This is a genomic window from Massilia sp. (genome assembly GCF_032106685.1).
Lineage (GTDB): Bacteria > Pseudomonadota > Gammaproteobacteria > Burkholderiales > Burkholderiaceae_D > Telluria.
The window spans coordinates 14,040-32,035 of the sequence record NZ_DAMCPG010000035.1 but is presented as its reverse complement, the minus strand read 5'-3'; the positions used below and the strand labels follow the sequence as shown (position 1 = coordinate 32,035).

Here is a 17,996-nt window from a genome sequence, read left to right as displayed (position 1 = left end):
ACGGTGTAATGCAGTCATTCACTCACCACAACGGAGAATCGATATGAAACGACTGATCCAGCTTTCCTGCATCGCCGCCCTGGTCGCCGGCTCGGCGGCCGCCATCGCCCAGCAGCCGGGCGCCTACACCGGTCCTTCGAGCAAGCCGGCCGCCTCCGGCTATACCGGCCCGACCAGCGCGCCCCTGATGACCACGAAACAGTTGCTGGACAACGGCAAGGACGACCAGTACGTACGCCTGCAGGGCAAGATCACCAGCCACAAGGGCGGCGAGGACTACGAGTTCACCGACGCGAGCGGCAAGATGACGGTCGAGATCGACGCCAAGCACTTCCCGCAAGGCGTGAACATCGACCAGAACACGCAAGTGGAGCTGATCGGCGAGTTCGACAAGGAGACCTTCGGCGAGTCCACGCTCGACGTCAAGCAGGTCAAGTTGATCGGCAGATAAGTGTGGATCGGCTCATCTGAGGAAACGCCCGCTCTGCGGGGGCGGCGCATCGGAATGGGCCGAGCTCTCGAGCGGAGCTTGCCTGGAACAGTTGTTGAGAGAGGGGCGATGAGATAAGCGGGCTTGAGAAACAAAGGAACTTGCGGAAATACTCCTGCAAATAAATGCAGAAAGGGTAAATCGCAAAACATTTCACATTGTACGTATTTCAGATTAATATTTCCTGCAGGAATGCTACACATTGCAAGCAAATTATTATTTCCGGAGAACGAACAATGTTTGTATCAGGTAGGCGAAAATTGAAGAAACTGCTGGGTTTTGCTGCCATAGTCGCGCTGACCGGCCCGGCCTCGGCACAAACGCCTGCCACCTTGAATGACTATTGGGTCGGCAATGCTCAGTGGGATTTTGTGCGTAAATGGACTCCTGTCAACTCTGGAGCAATGAGTAATGTTTCCTCGCATATCTCGGTTGTCAACGGCACCTGGTACATGTTCGTCCGAGAATTCGTGAATGGCGGCGCCACGTGCACTTCTGAAAAAACCAAAGGCATTCACCAGCTCGGGATGCGCGCCTATCGCTCGGACGATAAAGGGGCAACCTGGACCCAGGCGTCACAGCTGAGTTTGGCGCCAAGACCAGGCGCGGATTATTCCTGCCAGGCGACCGATGGCGACGCATACTACGATGCTGATCAGAATAAATGGCGATTTCTTTTTCAATGCCTGAATGACGATAACGTCTATCAAGGCTGCTATGCCGAACGCGCCGGCGCCGATCCGATGGGTCCCTTCGATTCCAATCCGCAGTATGGGGAGCCGGCGCCGGAACGCAAAACGGCGGTGATCCGGTCAGGCGCATTATGGGGTCCTATTTGTTATGGGAATGAGCTAAGCGGTTGCTACGGTATCCGGGTAGCCGAAGAAGGAACGTTCAATATTTTCCGAAAGGATGCATCGGGATATTTTTGGATTGCCTTCCATGGTTACGATGGACGGAATGGATACCGGAGCATTGCAAAAACCACTGATTTTAGAACATGGGTTGCGGGCAATGTGTCGCTTGGCGTGCCGGACGGCCCTACCATGAGTGCGCGCGATGCAGTCAACTGGAAAGAATCCTGGGCCGGCGGCAATATCGGAGCGGGTGCCGGAAGTATTGTCGAAACTGGCGGCTACACGTATCAAGTCGTCGAGTTCGCCGACAGGAACCTGGCTTGCACGGCCAATCAACGTTGGGACATCGGCCTTTCCGTACCACGAATGTGGCGTCGACGACATGGGAACAGCCCTCAGTACCGAATCCCATGGTGCTATCGAGTCTTGCAGTGGAGAATGGGGTCATCCGCCCATGTAATGTCCAGTATGCCCAGCTCTTTATCGACAAATCGACCACTCCCCATGTGACCTATTTGAAGTATGGGCGAGAGACGTCCGACCAGAACTACCACGGAACGTACCTGTATCGCCTGAATGCTTCCCACAACATCCTGAAAAACGCCAACCTGCGTTCCGGCGACGTTACGAATTGGCAGCGCCTTCCTGCATCGCCGGCTCCCAACTATACGGTTTATCGCTTCCCGAACAACTCGCCGGACGGGACGCAATATTTGGCTACCAATTGCGGCACGTGGACGAGTGCTTGTCCTGCTGGATCAAGTTTTTTCCAGGATGTGAGCGTAGCCGCCTATAGTGGACGCACTTTTACATTCGGTGGCCAATTCGCAACCGATGCCGGCCATAGCGGTAGTGCCAGCCTGGCGCTTTGGCAGATGGATGCCTACAACAATGTGTTGAAGTCGGACTCGGTGCCAATCGCCGTATCTGGAGCGGACTATGTCCGTATCCAGAGCCCGACGTTGACATTGCTGGCCGCAACCAAGAAAGTGCGTTATCAGTTCTACCACGGCACGCAAGGGATCACCTACCGTGCAGCGAATATGTTCGTTAATGTGAATTGATGTTCGTAAGACAGGCAGCTTTCAGGATAGCGATAAAAGCCTGAAGGCTGCCTGGGTCCGCAGGTGTTAACCCTCGTTACAGCCTACGTCAGCGAGTACACTGCGGCAGCTGGGCACGCACGGCCAGCAGGTTGGCGCTGTCGCCCTCGGATGCGGTGTTGTCGGTGAACTTGCAGCCGTACTGCGGATCGGCCACCACCGACGGCGTCAGCACGTCGTCGCCTTCCGGCTTCACGCCCTGCTGTTCCCACTTGACCATCGCGTCGAAGGCCGATGCCTGCTCGGCGATCGTGAAATCGCAGTGGCTGATGCCGCGGATCGCGCGCTGGACCAGCAGGTTCGACGTGCCGGCCGCATCGGCGCGGCGCTTGTAGATCTGCTCCATCTTGAACGGCACGTACAGGTCGCCCAGGGTGTGGATCGTCACCACCGGCACCGTGATCCGGGCATTCGTCTTCGGAATCCAGCGCAGGCCGTCGCGGCGCGGACGGTTGGCGTCCGGCACGGCCAGCATGCGGAAGATGCTGGCGTTGTAGGTCTGCTCCTCGAGACTTAAGGCCGGGTCGGCGTCGAGCTGGAACACGATGTCCTTGGTGCTCACCACGTCCTCGTTGAGGATGCCCATCACCTTGCCGTCGCGGCCGAAGGTGCCCCAGACCGTGTTTTGCAGCGGGCCGGCGTAGGCGTAGTCGAACAGCGGGCGCGGGCCGCCGCTGAGGTTGGCGACGATCTGCTTCAGGCGCAGGCCCTGTGCGGTCGGCACCGCCTGCGCGGCCGGGGTGCTGCCGCCCGGGAAGCTGGAGAACAGCTTCGCCTGCACCTGGGGCCCGATCGTCTCCCAGTTCGCCACCGGCCAGCTGGTGGCGGGCATGCCCGCTTCCTGCATCGCCGCGGTCTGGTAGGCGGCAAAATAGTCGTACAGTTCGGTGTCGCCCAGCACGCCGCACATCGGCACCGCGCCGTTGTAGCGGATCTTGTTGTTGGCCGCCGCGATGTTTTCCTCGTCCACCGCCGCCGCCGTGATGTGGCCGCCCATCGACACGCCGACGATATAGGTCTTGGCCGGCGCCGCCAGCGTGCGCCCGTTCTTCTGCGCGATGTCCCTGAAGGCCAGCGCCAGGGCATTCGTGTCTTCCACGCCGGCGCGCACGTCGTAGTAGTTGGTGCTGTAACTCGATGCGGCCCAGGCATAGCCCTGGCTGACCAGGTGGCGCCGCAGCGCCGGCGGCGCCACCGACAGCTTGTCGCCGGTGCCGGCATAGCCGTGGGCGTACATGACCAGCATGCCGTTCCAGTTCTTCGGCACCTCGATCTGGTAACCCGCCTTGCCCAGCACGCCCCACCAGCGGTCGGTCTCGGGCGCGTTCGCCATCGCGTCGAACGGCAGGGCGGTCTCCACCACGGAGAAGCTGCGCGCGTCCTGCGGACGCGCCGGTTCGGGCTGGACCTGGACCGGCGGCGGCGCAGGTTGGCTGGGCGGTGTCGCAACGATCGCGTCGTCGCTGTTGCCGCAGGCGGACAGGGCCAGGGTGGCCAGCAGGGGTGGAAGCAAGCGCCGCAGCGCCGGCATGTGGGATGGTCGTGTCATCGAAGTCTCCGGTTGTAGTTTTGCACAGCGAAACCACGAATCGCTGTGTGATTTATTCTAGGACGATTTCCCGATGGGTGTAGCCGAACACGAGCAGGCGTGGGGGCGGCGTACAATCGCTTGTCGCCATTCGAAGAGGAGCCGTCATGCGTATCGCCGCCGCCGTCCTGTCCCTGCTGGTCCTGGCCGCCGCGCAGCCCGTACAAGCGCAGATCGAAGTGCGCATCGGCAGCGCCTCGCCCCTGTCCGGCCCGGGCGCGCACCAGGGCAAGGACATCGAGAACGGCGCCCGCATGGCGATCGACGAGCTGAACGCGAAGGGCGTTGCCGTCGGCGGCAAGAAGGTGAAATGGGTGCTGCTGGCCGAGGACGACGCCAGCGATCCGAAGACCGGCGCCGCGGTCGCGCAGAAGCTGGTCGACGCGCGCGTGGCCGGCGTGGTCGGCCACCTGAACTCGGGCACCACGGTGCCGGCCTCGAAGATCTACCATGACGCCGGCATTCCGCAAATCTCGCCGGCCGCCACCACGCCGCTCTACACCAGCCAGGGTTTCAATACCGCCTTCCGCGTCGTCGCCAGCGACCGGCTGGTCGGGAGCACGCTGGCCAGCTATGCGATCGATACCCTGAAGGCGAAGAAGATCGCGGTGATCGACGACCGCACCGCCTTCGGCCAGGGCCTGGCCGACGAATTCAACCGCGGCGTGCGCCGCCTCGGCACGGCGACGATCGTCAGCCGCCAGTTCACCAACGACAAGGCCAGCGACTTCACCGCGATCCTGACCCAGATCCGAAGCAAGGACCCGGACGTGGTCTTCTACGGCGGCATGGACGCGGTGGCCGGCCCCATGCTCAAGCAGATGAAGGCGCTCGGCATGCGCGCGAAACTGGTGTCGGGCGACGGCATCTGTTCGGAAAAGCTGCCGCAGCTGGCCGGCGACGCCCTGGGCGAGGACAAGGTGTTCTGCGTGGTGGCCGGCGGCGTCACCGGCCCCGAGGAAGCGCGCTATGCGGACTTCGTCGAGCGCTATCGCCAGCGCTATAAAATCCCGCTGCAGACCTACGCGCCGTATGCCTACGACGCGACGATGGTGCTGGCCGGCGCGATGCGGCAGGCCGGTTCCGTGAAACCGGCCAAGTATCTGCCGGCATTGGCGAAGATCCGCCACCAGGGCGTGACCGGCGCCATCGCCTTCGATGCGAAAGGCGACCTGCGCGACGCGGCGCTGACCCTGTACACCTACCGGCAGGGAAAGAAGGTCAAGCTGCGGGTAGTGCGTCCCTGAGCATAGCCCAGGCAGGACTGCCGGGAGACGTACAGGAGGGAACCCGGCACCGGCCGAATGACTTGCAAGATGGTAAAGTAGTGCTTTCCGCTATCGGACGGGCAGAGCATCGCCTGCCGCCCGGATGCCGCGCTGTCCTGCGCAGCCGTACGATATCCGGGTAGTGGACTCTACAACATTATCCTGGGTGTCTTGTGAGCCTGTTCCAACATCTCTCTCTTCTGGCAATCCTGGTACTTGCTGCAGGCTTCCTGTCGCTGACCGAAATCTCCCTGGCCGGGGCGCGCAAGATCAAACTCAAGCTGCTGGCCGAGGCGGGCGACGAACGCGCCCTGAAGGTCATGCAGTTGCAAGCGCAGTCGGCAGATTTCTTTGCCGCGTCCCAGATCGGCCTGAACACCATCGCCATCCTCGGCGGCATCCTGGGCGAGGGTGCGCTGCGGCCGTATTTCAAGGCCTGGCTGTCGCTGCTCTACAGCGGTCCGGGCATCGACAACATCGCTTTTGCCCTGTCCTTTATCTTCGTCACGGTCCTGTTCATCCTCTTTGCCGACCTGATGCCCAAGCGCCTGGCAATGATCGCGCCGGAGCGCATCGCGATCGCCGCCATCCGTCCGGTCCAGATCTTCATCCGCATCTGCCGGCCGCTGTCCTGGGCGCTCAACCTGGTGGCGAACATGCTGTTCCGCCTGTTCGGTATCGAGACCACGCGCGAAGACCGCATCACCTTCGACGAAATCTCGGCGATCGTCGAGGCGGGCGCCCAGGCCGGCGTCCTGCAGAAACAGGAGCAGCACTTCATCGAGAACGTGTTCGAGCTCGAATCGCGCGCCGTGACCTCGGCCATGACCCCGCGCGACCAGGTGGTGTTCTTCAACCTGAACGAAACCGAAGACAGCATCCGCCAGAAGATCGCCAGCTATCCCTTGTCCAAGTTTCCGGTGTGCGATGGCGTCATCGACCGCGTGATCGGCTATGTCGACACGCGCGATATCCTGGTCAGGCTGCTGAACAAGAAGTCCGTGTTCCAGCTGAACGAATCGAGCATCCGCACGGTCCTGATCATCCCCGATGCGCTGACCTTGTCGGAGCTGCTCGACCGCTTCCGCGCCAGCAAGGAAACCTTCGCCATGGTGATCAACGAGTACGCGCTGGTCGTGGGCGTGATCACGGTGAGCGACATCATGCTGACCGTCATGGGCAAATGGGGCACTCCGCTCGACGAAGACAAGCAGGTCATGCAGCGCGACGACGGTTCCTGGCTGGTCGACGGCAGCACGCCCACGTCCGACATGAAGCGCATGCTGGACCTGAAATCCTTGCCGGAAGAGGAAAACTACGAGACTGCGGCAGGTTTCATGATGTACATGCTGCGCAAGGTTCCCAAGCCCACCGACAGCGTCGAATACGAAGGCATGCGCTTCGAAGTGGTGGACGTGGACCATTATCGTATCGACCAGTTGCTGGTGAAACGCCTGCCCGCCGGCGAGCAGGCCTGAGCAGCCCGTCCCGGCAGGCTGGCGCTTCGCTTGCCCAGGTCATCGATAGCGGTGCACCCGGCAGGCTTCGCCGGGCGCCCACGCTTGACGGGGCCGGCGTAGCAACACGCTGGTCATCGAAGCCGGCATCCCTTGGCTGGATGGCTGGTGCCCAGTTCAGACCACGCCCTGGGCCAGCATGGCGTCGGCCACCTTCACGAAGCCGGCGATATTCGCCCCGTCCACGTAGCTGACGCTGCCGTCGGCGCGCGCGCCGTACTTCAGGCAGGCCGCGTGGATGCCCTGCATGATCTGCAGCAGGCGGGCGTCGACTTCCGCGCCCGGCCAGCTGATGCGCTCGGCGTTCTGGCTCATCTCCAGGCCGGACGTGGCGACGCCGCCGGCGTTGCTGGCCTTGCCCGGCGCATACAGCACGCCCGCCGCCTCGAAGGCCTTGGCCGCTTCGATGGTGGAAGGCATGTTGGCGCCTTCGGCCACGCACAGCACGCCGTTCTTGACCAGGGTCGCGGCATCGTCCGCATCCAGTTCGTTCTGGGTGGCGCAGGGCAGGGCGACGTCCACCGGCACATGCCAGGGGCGCACGCCCGCCTCGAAGCGGCTGCCGGTGCGCGCGGCGTAGTCGCCGACGCGGCCGTACAAGTGGTTCTTCACCTCCATCAGGATCGCCAGCTTCTCCGGCGTGAAGCCGTCCTCGTCGATCACCGTGCCGCTCGAGTCCGATACCGTGACGACCCGCGCGCCCAGGGCCATGGCCTTTTCCACCGCGTACTGGGCGACGTTGCCCGATCCCGAGACGCTCACGCGCAAACCGTCGAAGGAGCGGCCGCGGGTTTTGAGCATTTCCTGGGCGAAGTAGACCGTGCCGTAGCCGGTGGCCTCGGGACGCATCAGCGAACCGCCGAAACTCAAGCCCTTGCCGGTGAAGACGCAGTCGGCGCGGTTGCTGAGCTTTTTCATCATGCCGGTCATGTAGCCGACTTCGCGGCCGCCGACGCCGATGTCGCCGGCCGGCACGTCCGTGTCCGCGCCGACGTGGCGGAACAATTCGCTGACAAACGCCTGGCAGAAACGCATGACTTCGCCCGGGCTCTTGCCCTTCGGGTCGAAATCGGACCCACCCTTGCCGCCGCCCATGGGCAGGGTGGTCAGGGCATTCTTGAAGGTCTGCTCGAAGGCCAGGAATTTCAGGACCGAGAGGTTGACGGACGGGTGGAAGCGCAGGCCGCCTTTATACGGGCCGATCGCCATGCTGTGCTGGATGCGGTAGCCGCGGTTGACCTGCACCTGGCCATGGTCGTCGACCCAGGAGACACGGAACATGACCACGCGCTCGGGTTCGACCAGGCGCTCCAGCAGGCCGTGCTCGGCATATCGGGGATGCTGCTCGATGAAGGGCCAGAGGCTCTCCATGACTTCGGTCACGGCCTGCAGGAATTCGGGCTGGCCAGGGTTGCGGTCGGCGACGTGTTGCAGAAATTGATGCAGGGAAGCGTATTTCATGTGTGTCCTCGGAGCGGAAACGTCGCAAGAGAGCAGCGGACGGCTTTGCCGGGCGCTCCAGGTGACGCGATTGGTCGATGCACCAAGTGCCGCGCCGCTGGCGCTGCCTGTCCGGACGATGGCTTGCAGTGAGATAGTACCAATGGACGCTTGGCGCGCGATGTCCGTCATGAAAAACCACACCAGGGTCGCCGATGTGATGTCCGCGGGCTGCCGGTTGGGTTGCCCGGGTCATGTCCAGGGCCTGCCGACCCCGGAAACAAAAAAGCCACCCGGAAGGTGGCAATGTTGTTTGTATCGTTCGTTGATTGCCGATACCGAATTCTTGGTGGCCCGGGGCGGAATCGAACCACCGACACAAGGATTTTCAATCCTCTGCTCTACCAACTGAGCTACCAGGCCAAGGCGGCGCATTGTAGCACGAACTGTCGCGAAGTCCATAATTTCTTGCATTAAAGTTCTTTCATGCCGAAACATGCTCGCGCCGCCAGCGCGCCGGCGAGGTGCCGACCTCGCGCTTGAAGGCGCGGGCGAAGGCCGCTTCGGACTCGTAGCCGACTTCCAGCGCCACCGAGGCGACCGGGGCCCGGCTGTCGCGCAGCAGGCCGGCCGCCGCTTCCATGCGCCAGCGCGCCAGGTATTGCATCGGCGGCTGGCCGAGCAGGCGCAGGAAGCGGGCGCAGAACACCGAGCGCGAGAGGGCGGCGGCGCGCGCCAGGTCGTCGATGGTCCAGGGCCGCGCCGGCGCGCGGTGGATCAGCGCCAGCGCCCGGCCCAGCTGCGGGTCGCGCAGCCCGGCCAGCCAGCCGGTGCTGCCGGCCGGCAGCTGTTCGAGGTAGCGTCGCAAGGCATCGATGAACATGGTTTCGCTGGCGCGTTCCAGCAGGGCGGCGGCGCCCGGCTCGCCTCTTTCCACGCGCACGGCCAGGGTGTGCAGGTCGGTGCGCGCGCTGGCGCCGCCGGCGGGCAGGTGCAGCAGGCGCGGCAGGGCGTCGAGCAGGGGATTGAAGGGGTGGCGGTCGCAGCTGAGGAAGCCGCAGGTGAGCCGGTTCTCGGCGTTGTCCGGCGCTTCGCCCCAGGTGATTTCGTATTGCGAGTGGAACACGATCGGGATCGGCCTGGGTGCGTCGCGCGTGGCCGCCACCCAGGCCGGGTCGACGCGCGCCGGGCGCTGCGCCGGGTCGCTCGAGAGCACGTGGCCGTCGCCGTGCGGCAGGATGACGGTGTCGCCCGGCAGCAGGCGCACCGGCGCCAGGCCGGCCACCGAGGCCCAGCCGGCGCCGTGCGTGAGCACGTGGTATTCCATGACGTGCTCGGCGTCGGGAAACAGCAGGCCGGCCAGGTCGCGCAGGGGCGGCGCCTCCACCGACCAGTCGGCGGGCAGGCTGAGCTGGTAGAACACCGCGCCGCGCAGGCGCACCGAGCGCAGCACATCGGACAGGGTATCGGTCTGCATCGATTTTCAGGACGCGCGGGCAAACGGGGGCGACGATGGGACAAGCCGCGCCTTGCGCTGGCGCGCGATACTGGCCTTCTTCAATCTCGAAGATGGAGGATGCCACCATGGACAAAGCAACGCAATCGCCGCCCGCAGCCCAGGCTCCGCCGCCGGTCCAGCCGGACTTTGCTGCGATCAAGCAGCGCCAGCAGGCCACCTGGGCCAGCGGCGACTTCGCCGTCGTCGGCGTCACCTTGCAGATCGTCGGCGAGGACCTGGCCGAGGCGGCCGACATTCGCGCCGGCGAAACCGTGCTCGACGTGGCCGCCGGCAACGGCAACGCGACCCTGGCGGCGGCGCGCCGCTTCGCACGCGTCACCTCGACCGACTAAGTGCCGGCGCTGCTCGACAAGGGCCGCGCGCGCGCCGAGGCCGAGGGGCTGGATGTCGATTTTCGTGTCGCCGACGCCGAGGACCTGCCGTTCGCCGACGGCGCCTTCGACGTGGCGCTGTCGACCTTCGGCGTGATGTTCGCGCCAAACCACGCCCGCACGGCCGCCGAGCTGCTGCGCGTGGTGCGTCCCGGCGGGCGCATCGGCCTGGCGAGCTGGACGCCCGACAGCATGATCGGCCAACTGTTCAAGACCATCGGCCGCCTGGTGCCGCCGCCGCCCGGCGTGAAGTCACCCTCGCTGTGGGGTACGCAGGCTTACTTGGAGGAGCTGTTCGGGGATAGCGTGGCCGAGCTGCGCGTCCAGCCGCGCCGCTTCATGATGCGCTATGCCTCGCCCGCCCACTGGCTGCAGGTGTTCCGCGACTTCTACGGGCCGGTGCAAAAGGCCTTCAATGCGCTCGACGCCCAGGGCCAGGCCACGCTCGAACAGGACATCCTGGCGCTGCTGGAACGCCACAACATCGCCGGCAGCGCGTCTCTGGTGGCGCCGTCGGACTATCTGGAAGCCGTGATCGTCAAGCGCAGCGTGTAGGTTCAGCCGGCCTGCGCCGCCAGGCCGCCCAGCCAGGGCCGCAGGCCGGCGATCGCCTCTTCCTTGGACTTGGCTTCGATCTCGATCCAGGGCGCCTGCGCGTACGACGAGGGCATGGTGGCGATCAGGTCCGCATGCTGGCGATCGTTGAAACCCTCGCGCCCGTTCGAGATGTGCACCAGCTGGTGGGCCGGATTCGCCCAGGTGGCGCGCGCCTTGAGCAGCATCGCGGCCACGCTCGGGTGTTCGTAGCTGTCGAGCTTGTCGTGAACGATGTGGTGATGGGCGTCGAACACCATCGGCACGCCGGCGCGCAGGCAGATCGCGTGGATCTCCTCGGCGCCATAGGCGTACTCGTCGTTCTCCAGGCCGAGGCGGCAGCGGATCGCATCCGGCAGGCGGCCGATGCTGGCGACCAGGGCGTCGGCGCGGTTCGCCTTGCCGCCGTGGATTTCCAGCAGCGCCCAGGGCGAGCGCGGCTGCGCCAGCAAGTCCATGATGTCGGCGTGCATCTGCAGGATCTTGACGCTGTTCTCGACCACCGCCGGCGAATCCGAACTGAGCACCACGAACTGGTCGGGATGCATCACCAGCCGGATGCCGGCGTCGGTGGCGCGCTGGCCGGAGCGCTCCAGCGCCGGGGCCAGCGTTTCCAGGATCTCGCGTCCGATCGGTTCGTCGGCGAAGGGAAAGATCGAGGAGGGCAGGCGGTACAGGGAAATCCCGGCTTGCCTGCAGTAGCGCATGGCCGCGTCGAAGGTCTGGATGTTGTCGCGGAAAATGTCTTCCAGCAGCTTGCGCTGGGTGTCGAGCGACTGCTCCAGCAATCGCTTGCGCGTGATGGTGCGGTAGCGGATATCTTTCGAAGCGGTAATACAGACCAGGCCGAGGTGAGGGGGCATCGTGCGCTCGCGAAGTTGGTTCAGGGCCAGTATATGCCGCGCCCCGGAAGGCCGGAGCGCGCTAGCGCCGTGGGTGCCTGCCGCGCATGCCTTCCTCGCGTCTCATGCGGCGCGGCGCTTGCCCCTGCCTTGGAGCAGCGCGAGCACCTCCGCCAGCGGCAGCGGCCGCGCGAACAGGTAGCCCTGCATGTGCGGCGCGCCGTGCTCGGCCAGGAAGCGCGCCTGCACTTCGGTCTCGACACCCTCGGCCACCACGCGCAGGCGCAGGTGCGCTGCCATCGACAGCATGGTGCGCACGATGGCGACGCCGTCCGGATCGTCCGGAATGTCGCGCGTAAAGCTCTTGTCGATCTTCAGTTCGTAGAGCGGCATGCGCTTCAGGTAGGCCAGGTTCGAGTAGCCGGTGCCGAAGTCGTCGATCGAGAAGCGGATGCCGAGCGCGGCCAGGTCCCGCATGCGGGCGATGATGCCGTCGCGGTTGCCGACCTCCAGGCCTTCCGTCAGTTCGAAAATCAGCTGCCCGGCCGGGACGCCGGTCTCGGCCAGCACGCGCCGCACCGTGCCCACGAAGTCGGCCTGGCGGAACTGCGAGGGGCTGACGTTGACCGACACCGGCATCGCGTGGCCGGCCGCATCCAGGGCTTGCCAGGCCAGGCAGGCCTGGCGCAGCGCCCATTCGCCGAGCGGGACGATGAGGCCGGTGGCTTCGGCGACCGGAATGAAGACGTCCGGCGGCACCATGGCGCCATCCGGCCGGCGCCAGCGCATCAGCAGCTCGGCGCCGACCGGGCTGGCGCCGGCATCGAACTGCAGCTGCAGATGCATCGCCAGTTCGCCGCGCTCGAGCGCCAGGCCGAGATCGCGTTCCAGCGTCAGGCGCTGCTCGACCTCGGCGCGCATGGTGGTCTCGAACAGCGCCACGCCGTTGCGTCCGCCCGCCTTGGCGCGGTACATCGCGGTGTCGGCCTCGCGCAGCAGGTCTTCAACGCTCTGGCCCGGGCGCGGCAGCAGGGCCACGCCGATGCTGGCCGAGGAGTTGTAGTGGTGGCCGTCGATCTCGACGTCCTCGTCGAGCGCGGCGCGGATCTGCTGGGCGCGCGCCAGCGCCGCGGCGGCGACCGTGGCTTCGTCCGGACCGAGGCCGGCCAGGAGCACGACGAATTCGTCGCCGCCGATGCGCGCGACCATGTCCTCGCCGCGCATCAGGCCGGACAGGCGCTGCGCCGCCTGCCGCAGCAAGGCGTCGCCGGTGGCGTGGCCGCGGGCGTCGTTGACGTACTTGAAGTGGTCGAGGTCGATGAACAGGAGGGCGCCGCCCTCGGCGCCGGCCTGGGCCTGCGCCAGTTGCGTCTCGAGGCGGTCCAGCAGCAGGCGGCGGTTCGGCAGGCCGGTGAGCACGTCGTAGAAGGCCAGGCGGTGGATGGCGCTGGCGGCCTTCCTGCGCTCGCCGATGTCGCGCCCGACCAGCACCCAATGGGTATGCGCGCCTTGCTCGTCCAGGAAAGGGTTGATCTCGAGCTCGATCCAGGACGGCTCGCCCGATTTCGCGTACAGCAGCAGCTCCGACGATACGCTCTGGCACTGGTCCATGGCGCCGATGACGCGTGCCAGTTCGTCCTTGTCGGTGTCGGCGCCGGCGAGGATGGTCAGGCTGCACCCGAATAGTTGCTCGCGCGTATAGCCCGTATGGCGCACGAATGCGTCGTTGGCGAAGATGATCGGACGCAGCTCGCCGGGTTGCTGCGAAGCGCGGGTGATGATCACCTTGTCCTTGAGCTGGGCGACCGCTGCGGCGACCAGGCGCAGTTCGGCGTTCGCGGCCTGCAGTGCATGCTGGCCTTCCTCGAGCGAATCGGCGAAGCGGCGCAGCTCGCCCAGCGATTTCGAGAGCCGCTGCAGCAGGGTGGCGCAGGACATCGTGATGAGCGAGCCGACGAACAGGAAGTTCAGGGCGACCAGCAGGGCCGAGAACGGGTCGTTGGCCGGCAGGCCGGCGACGTCCGCTTTCACGATCCCGGCCAGGCCCAGCCCGGCGACGATGAGGGCGCTGAGGGCCAGCGCCGCCAGCGCCGGGCGCATCCCCAGCAGGACCGCGGCGAAGACCGGCGGCGCAATCAGGTAGAGCTGGGCGACCTGGCCGATATTCACCATCATGCCGGTCGCGACGAAGAACATGATCGCCATGAAGTTCAGCACCCGCGTCCTGTACGGGAGGCTGCGGCGGCGCCAGATGGCGGCCAGCCAGGCGATCGCCGTCAGGTCGATGGCGATCAGCGCCCACAGGCCTTCGCGCGCGGCGATGACGATGCTGGGTACGGCCGTGGCGATGCCCAGCACCAGCACGATCGTGAGCAGGCGCGAAAAGATGTGGGTGCGCCAGTGCGCGATGTCGGTCAGGGGAGCCACGGGTTGCCTTCGATACGCAAGAATGTGCCTCTTGACAAAAGGCAAAATATTTTCTGTGGCGAAATAGTTTAGCCCGACTTGCAGCGTCTGTCAGTCATTGTGCATAACGGTGTTGCGAAAGTGACGCGCAGTGTGTCGGGCGTATCGCCCGATGAAACGGTCGGCGGAGCTTGCGGCAAGGAGAGGGCTGGGGTTTGCTATCCTATGGGATGGTTCGATACCGGCAGCTAGGCCGGCAGTTAATTGATGGAGCGCCACACATGGCATCGTTGCAGGAACAATTTTTGAAGGCGGGCTTGGTCAACAAGGGCAAGGCCAAGCAGGTTCAGCAGGAAAAGAGCAAGCAGCAGAAGATCGAGCGCCGCACCGGCACCCAGAGTGTCGACGAGGCCAAGCTGGCCGCGGCGGAAATGCAGCGCAAGCAGGCCGAACGCGCGCGCGAGCTCAACGCCCAGCGCGACGCCGCCGCCACCCAGAAGGCCATCATGGCCCAGATCGTCCAGATGGTGCAGCAGAACCGCCAGGAGAAGGGCAAGGGCAAGGACGAGATCGCCTACAACTTCACGTATAACGGCAAGATCGAGCGCATCCACGTGTCGCCCAAGGTGCAGGAGCACCTGATGGCCGGCCGCCTGGTGATCGTGCGCCTGGGCGAAGCCACCGAACTGGTGCCGCGCGTGATTGCCGAGAAAATCGCCGAGCGCGACGCCTCGCTGGTGGTGCAGGTCAGGAAGGCGGTCGAGGAGGATCCGGACGATCCTTACGCGGCCTACAAAATTCCCGACGACCTGATGTGGTAAGCCGGCCCCGGCCGTGGCGCGAAGGATGCTCGCTCGGCCGGATTGACCGGTGGTAAGCTACCGTTATTCCTATACCAAACCTGAGGGATCGTCATGAAACCGCTGTTCTCCGCCGAAGAGGAAGCCAAGGCAGCATCCGCGACGCCGGCGCCCGCCTTTCCGCCCCTGCTCGATCCGGCCGCCGCGCCGGGCGCGCTGCCCGCCTTGCAGCCGCAAGCGAACGCGGCGCCGCCGCTGCGCGTCGATATCTCCGGCATCGACGACAAGGCCATCGAGGCCCTGGGCGGTTCCACCGGCGCCGGCGTGGCCAAGGTGTCGGCCAAGCTGCTCGGCACCGTGCGCGCCTCGGATGCGGACGTGTTCGGCGCCCAGCTGAACGAACTGATCGCCACCGCCAAGGGGCTGGACCCGGCCAAGCTGCGTTCCGGCGGCCTGGTGTCGCGCATCGCCGGCATGTTCGGCTCGGTCAAGGAAAAGATGCTGTCGCAGTACCAGGTGGTCGAGTCGCGCATGGACACCCTGGTGGCGGAGATGACGCGCCATGCGAACGTGCACCGCGGGCGCATCCAGGATTTCGACGCCATGTACAAGGGCCTGGAGACGTATTACCAGGGTCTGGACGCCGACGTGAAGAAGGGCGAGGCCTGGGCCGAGCGGCTGCGGCTGGCGGTGGCGCAGCAGGCCGCGCCGGCCAACGCCTTCGAGGCGCAGCAGGCGACCGAGCTGAAGCGTCGTCTGGAACGCCTGGAAAAGCGCATCGACGACCTGAAGCGCGCCATGCTGATGGCCACGCAAATGGTGCCGCAGATCCGCCTGTCGCAGGACAATGCGCGCGCGCTGACGGATACCTTCACCGACATCGTCAACGTCTCGATCCCGGCCTGGCGCAACGTGTTCTCGCTCTACCTGCTGCAGCTGGAAGCCAAGCAGAGCGCGGCGGTCGCCAATGCCGCCTACGATGCGACCGACGCCGCCTTCCGTACCCAGGCCGACATGTTGCTGGAAAATACAGAGACCGTGGCCCGCGCCAAGCAGCGTTCCCTGGTCAGCCTGGAAACCGCCCAGCACGTGCAGACGCAGCTGATGACCGCCTTCGACAAGCTCGAGCAGATTTCGAACGAAGGCCAGCAGCGTCGCAAGGACGAGTTGCCGAAACTGCAGGAACTGGAGCGCGAACTGATCGCGCGCTTTTCGGTGAACGGCGCGCCGGGACCGATCTGAGCGGTCCATTGCTCCGCGAATGGACAATGCCGCGGTTCCAGCGACAATAACATTTTCATCATAGAAGGAAGATCCATGTCGACCATGCTCGAAACCGGCCACCGCATCAACCTCGAAAAATCGGCGCCCGGCCTGAAGCGCGTGCGTATCGGCCTCGGCTGGAAGGTCAACGCGGCCGAAGGCCAGGCCTTCGACCTCGATTCGTCGGTATTCCTGTGCCGCAAGGACGCGGACGACAATCCGGTCATGATCAGCAACGCCCACTTCGTCTATTACAACCACACCACTTCGCCGGACGGCGCGGTGGTGCACTCGGGCGACAACCGCACCGGCGACAAGGATGGCGACGACGAGGTCATCACCGTCGACCTGGCCAGGGTCGACCCGGCGGTGATGGAGATGCCGATCGTGGTCACCATCCATGACGCCGAGGCGCGCAAGCAGAACTTCGGCCGCGTCAGCGGCGCCTACGTCAAGGTCTACAACGACGAGACCGGCGAGACGATCGCGCAATACGACCTGACCGAGGACTACTCGGACAAGACCGCGTTGCAGTTCGGCTCGCTGTACCGCAGGGATGGCGAATGGCGCTTCCACGCCGTCGGCGCCGGCTTCAAGCTGAACCTGGCGACCTTCATCCGCAAGCTCGGCGGCACGGTCTGAGCGGCCGTTTTCGCTTCCGGCCGACGAGCGGCCTGCCGGCGCCAGTCGCCGGGTGAACACGACACCGTACGATGACACCGCAGACGCCCAAGGCATTCGACTTCGGCGAGGAGCCTGAAGCGCCCGCCGTTCCGGTCGAGCGCGCGGCCGGGCCGCCTGCCGTGCCGCGCGCGCTCGACTTCGATGAGGAGGGGGCTGGCGCCGCTGCGCCTGCCGGCGCCAGTCCGCCCAGGGCGCTGGCCTTCGACGACCTGCCGGCGGCGGCGCCTGCCGCCCCGCCAGCCGCGGCCCGCGCGCTGTTCGACAGCGAGGATCACCCGGCGGTGCGCGACGCACTGGCGACGGCCCAGGCCGACCATCCCGAATTGTTCGCGCAAGCGCAGGGGCGCCTGGCCGCGCTGTTTCGCCGCATCCTGCCGGTGAGCCTGGCGCCTGTCACGCAGTGGGGAGAAGCCCCGTTGATGGAGCAGGCCACGCTGCTCCAGCCCGCGACCGAGCTGGTGTTGAGATTGACGCAGCTGGCGGTGCCGGCGCTGCTCGACGCCGCGCTCGAGAGCACGCGCGCGCCGGCGGGCGTATTCGACAGGCTGTTCCGCCGCCAGCTTGCGCCTGCCCAGTACAAGCCGGCGTTGACCTCGGCGCGCGAACAGCTGCTGCAACTGATGACGGACAGCGAGCGCGTCCTGCGCCAGCTGGAGGCGTCGGCACGGGAACTGAGCCTGCATGGCGCCGTGCTCGCGGTCGTGACGAAGCTGGCCGGCGGCGCGCCGGACCCGGCCTTGCTGGACGCGCTGATCCAGCGCCGCACATTGATCGGGCAGGCGGTGCGCCAGGCGGAACTGTCGATGCTGCAGATGGGGCAGATGCGCCAGCAGGCCGCCGACCTGATCGGCCAGGTGTCGTCGTTCCTGACGGTGACCTTGCCGGCGCTCGAGATGGCGCAGGCGCAGGGTGGGCGTTAAAGCATGCAGGGCGAGTGCGCTTGCCGCTCACCCGACGCGGCAAAGAGCGCCTGACAAAACCTCCATGGCTGCGTCGCATCGTCTCGCCGTACCCGCGTACTGCCTTCGACGCTGCGCCTTGTCCTGAAGGTTTTGTTGAGCGCTCTCAAGACGATCAAGCCGCGCCCTCCCGCGGCGTGGCGCTGCGGCGGCAACGTTCGGAACAATACTTGACCCGCTCCCAGTCGCGCTCCCATTTCTTGCGCCAGGTAAAAGGACGCGCGCAGTGGGCGCAGATCTTCGACGGCAGCTCGGATTTTTTGCGTTGGCGCATGTCGGAATGCCGCGGGCAGCC

15 protein-coding genes, 1 tRNA gene and 1 pseudogene are annotated in these 17,996 nt (G+C 65.4%); 10 read left to right on the top strand and 7 right to left on the bottom strand.

Features of this window, described 5'->3' with window-relative positions; translation table 11 throughout:
- Positions 1-43 precede the first annotated feature (43 nt).
- The 3 genes from RT688_RS17630 to RT688_RS17620 all read left to right on the top strand — a co-directional run bounded on the left by RT688_RS17630 (position 44) and on the right by RT688_RS17620 (position 2,411).
- The gene (locus RT688_RS17630) at positions 44-451 is read left to right on the top strand and encodes a NirD/YgiW/YdeI family stress tolerance protein (protein WP_313706153.1); all 408 of its coding nucleotides are present in this window, start codon (positions 44-46) and stop codon (positions 449-451) included.
- Positions 452-750: 299 nt separating this feature from the next.
- Positions 751-1,857 (top strand): hypothetical protein, encoded by a 1,107-nt coding sequence (locus RT688_RS17625; protein ID WP_313706152.1) that lies wholly within the window; start codon positions 751-753, stop codon positions 1,855-1,857.
- Positions 1,854-2,411, top strand: coding sequence for a hypothetical protein (locus RT688_RS17620; protein WP_313706151.1), 558 nt, complete (start codon positions 1,854-1,856; stop codon positions 2,409-2,411). The genes RT688_RS17625 and RT688_RS17620 overlap by 4 nt, the downstream gene beginning before the upstream one ends.
- A gap of 88 nt (positions 2,412-2,499) precedes the next feature.
- On the opposite strand, the gene RT688_RS17615 is transcribed toward RT688_RS17620, so the two are convergent.
- Positions 2,500-3,999, bottom strand: a complete 1,500-nt coding sequence (locus tag RT688_RS17615; protein ID WP_313706150.1) for an alpha/beta hydrolase — start codon at positions 3,997-3,999, stop codon at positions 2,500-2,502.
- Positions 4,000-4,145: 146 nt separating this feature from the next.
- Here RT688_RS17615 and RT688_RS17610 point away from each other — a divergent pair, with 146 nt between their 5' ends.
- Both RT688_RS17610 and RT688_RS17605 read left to right on the top strand, forming a co-directional pair.
- Positions 4,146-5,285 (top strand): branched-chain amino acid ABC transporter substrate-binding protein, encoded by a 1,140-nt coding sequence (locus RT688_RS17610; protein ID WP_313706149.1) that lies wholly within the window; start codon positions 4,146-4,148, stop codon positions 5,283-5,285.
- A gap of 194 nt (positions 5,286-5,479) precedes the next feature.
- Complete coding sequence (locus RT688_RS17605) at positions 5,480-6,784, top strand: hemolysin family protein (RefSeq protein ID WP_313706148.1); 1,305 nt, start codon at positions 5,480-5,482, stop codon at positions 6,782-6,784.
- 156 nt (positions 6,785-6,940) lie between these two features.
- Here RT688_RS17605 and gdhA read toward each other — a convergent pair whose 3' ends face one another.
- The 3 genes from gdhA to RT688_RS17590 all read right to left on the bottom strand — a co-directional run bounded on the left by gdhA (position 6,941) and on the right by RT688_RS17590 (position 9,740).
- The gene (gene gdhA, locus RT688_RS17600; RefSeq protein ID WP_313706147.1) at positions 6,941-8,284 is read right to left on the bottom strand and encodes an NADP-specific glutamate dehydrogenase; all 1,344 of its coding nucleotides are present in this window, start codon (positions 8,282-8,284) and stop codon (positions 6,941-6,943) included.
- Between the two features lie 326 nt (positions 8,285-8,610).
- Positions 8,611-8,686: transfer RNA gene (locus RT688_RS17595), tRNA-Phe, on the bottom strand.
- 61 nt (positions 8,687-8,747) lie between these two features.
- Positions 8,748-9,740, bottom strand: coding sequence for an AraC family transcriptional regulator (locus RT688_RS17590; protein WP_313706146.1), 993 nt, complete (start codon positions 9,738-9,740; stop codon positions 8,748-8,750).
- 107 nt (positions 9,741-9,847) lie between these two features.
- On the opposite strand from RT688_RS17590, the pseudogene RT688_RS17585 reads away from it, so the two are divergent.
- Positions 9,848-10,708, top strand: a pseudogene (locus RT688_RS17585) (class I SAM-dependent methyltransferase).
- Positions 10,709-10,710: 2 nt separating this feature from the next.
- On the opposite strand, the gene uvsE reads toward RT688_RS17585, so the two are convergent.
- Both uvsE and RT688_RS17575 read right to left on the bottom strand, forming a co-directional pair.
- Positions 10,711-11,610 carry a UV DNA damage repair endonuclease UvsE gene (uvsE, locus tag RT688_RS17580; protein WP_313706145.1) on the bottom strand — a complete coding sequence of 300 codons (900 nt, stop codon included), beginning with the start codon at positions 11,608-11,610 and terminating at the stop codon, positions 10,711-10,713.
- Between the two features lie 102 nt (positions 11,611-11,712).
- Positions 11,713-14,016, bottom strand: coding sequence for a putative bifunctional diguanylate cyclase/phosphodiesterase (locus tag RT688_RS17575; protein ID WP_313706144.1), 2,304 nt, complete (start codon positions 14,014-14,016; stop codon positions 11,713-11,715).
- A gap of 260 nt (positions 14,017-14,276) precedes the next feature.
- On the opposite strand from RT688_RS17575, the gene RT688_RS17570 reads away from it, so the two are divergent.
- The 4 genes from RT688_RS17570 (at position 14,277) to RT688_RS17555 (ending at position 17,662) form a co-directional block, all read left to right on the top strand.
- On the top strand, positions 14,277-14,816 hold the full coding sequence (locus tag RT688_RS17570) for a DUF2058 domain-containing protein (protein ID WP_313706143.1): 540 nt from the start codon (positions 14,277-14,279) through the stop codon (positions 14,814-14,816).
- 93 nt (positions 14,817-14,909) lie between these two features.
- Positions 14,910-16,037 (top strand): toxic anion resistance protein, encoded by a 1,128-nt coding sequence (locus RT688_RS17565; protein WP_313706142.1) that lies wholly within the window; start codon positions 14,910-14,912, stop codon positions 16,035-16,037.
- Between the two features lie 75 nt (positions 16,038-16,112).
- Positions 16,113-16,700 carry a TerD family protein gene (locus RT688_RS17560; RefSeq protein WP_313706141.1) on the top strand — a complete coding sequence of 196 codons (588 nt, stop codon included), beginning with the start codon at positions 16,113-16,115 and terminating at the stop codon, positions 16,698-16,700.
- A 71-nt stretch (positions 16,701-16,771) separates the two neighbouring features.
- Positions 16,772-17,662, top strand: coding sequence for a hypothetical protein (locus tag RT688_RS17555; protein WP_313706140.1), 891 nt, complete (start codon positions 16,772-16,774; stop codon positions 17,660-17,662).
- A 154-nt stretch (positions 17,663-17,816) separates the two neighbouring features.
- On the opposite strand, the gene RT688_RS17550 is transcribed toward RT688_RS17555, so the two are convergent.
- Entirely contained in the window at positions 17,817-17,975 is a 159-nt protein-coding gene (locus RT688_RS17550; protein ID WP_313706139.1) for a DUF2256 domain-containing protein, read from the bottom strand.
- Positions 17,976-17,996 lie beyond the last annotated feature (21 nt).

What these genes read in the sequence shown, in the direction of transcription:
- RT688_RS17630 (WP_313706153.1), top strand. Translation starts at nt 44, where the DNA reads ATGAAACGACTGATCCAGCTTTCCTGCATCGCCGCCCTGGTCGCCGGC.
- RT688_RS17615 (WP_313706150.1), bottom strand. Translation starts at nt 3,999, where the DNA reads ATGACACGACCATCCCACATGCCGGCGCTGCGGCGCTTGCTTCCACCC.
- RT688_RS17610 (WP_313706149.1), top strand. Translation starts at nt 4,146, where the DNA reads ATGCGTATCGCCGCCGCCGTCCTGTCCCTGCTGGTCCTGGCCGCCGCG.
- gdhA (WP_313706147.1), bottom strand. Translation starts at nt 8,284, where the DNA reads ATGAAATACGCTTCCCTGCATCAATTTCTGCAACACGTCGCCGACCGC.
- RT688_RS17590 (WP_313706146.1), bottom strand. Translation starts at nt 9,740, where the DNA reads ATGCAGACCGATACCCTGTCCGATGTGCTGCGCTCGGTGCGCCTGCGC.
- uvsE (WP_313706145.1), bottom strand. Translation starts at nt 11,610, where the DNA reads ATGCCCCCTCACCTCGGCCTGGTCTGTATTACCGCTTCGAAAGATATC.
- RT688_RS17570 (WP_313706143.1), top strand. Translation starts at nt 14,277, where the DNA reads ATGGCATCGTTGCAGGAACAATTTTTGAAGGCGGGCTTGGTCAACAAG.
- RT688_RS17565 (WP_313706142.1), top strand. Translation starts at nt 14,910, where the DNA reads ATGAAACCGCTGTTCTCCGCCGAAGAGGAAGCCAAGGCAGCATCCGCG.
- RT688_RS17560 (WP_313706141.1), top strand. Translation starts at nt 16,113, where the DNA reads ATGTCGACCATGCTCGAAACCGGCCACCGCATCAACCTCGAAAAATCG.
- RT688_RS17555 (WP_313706140.1), top strand. Translation starts at nt 16,772, where the DNA reads ATGACACCGCAGACGCCCAAGGCATTCGACTTCGGCGAGGAGCCTGAA.
- RT688_RS17550 (WP_313706139.1), bottom strand. Translation starts at nt 17,975, where the DNA reads ATGCGCCAACGCAAAAAATCCGAGCTGCCGTCGAAGATCTGCGCCCAC.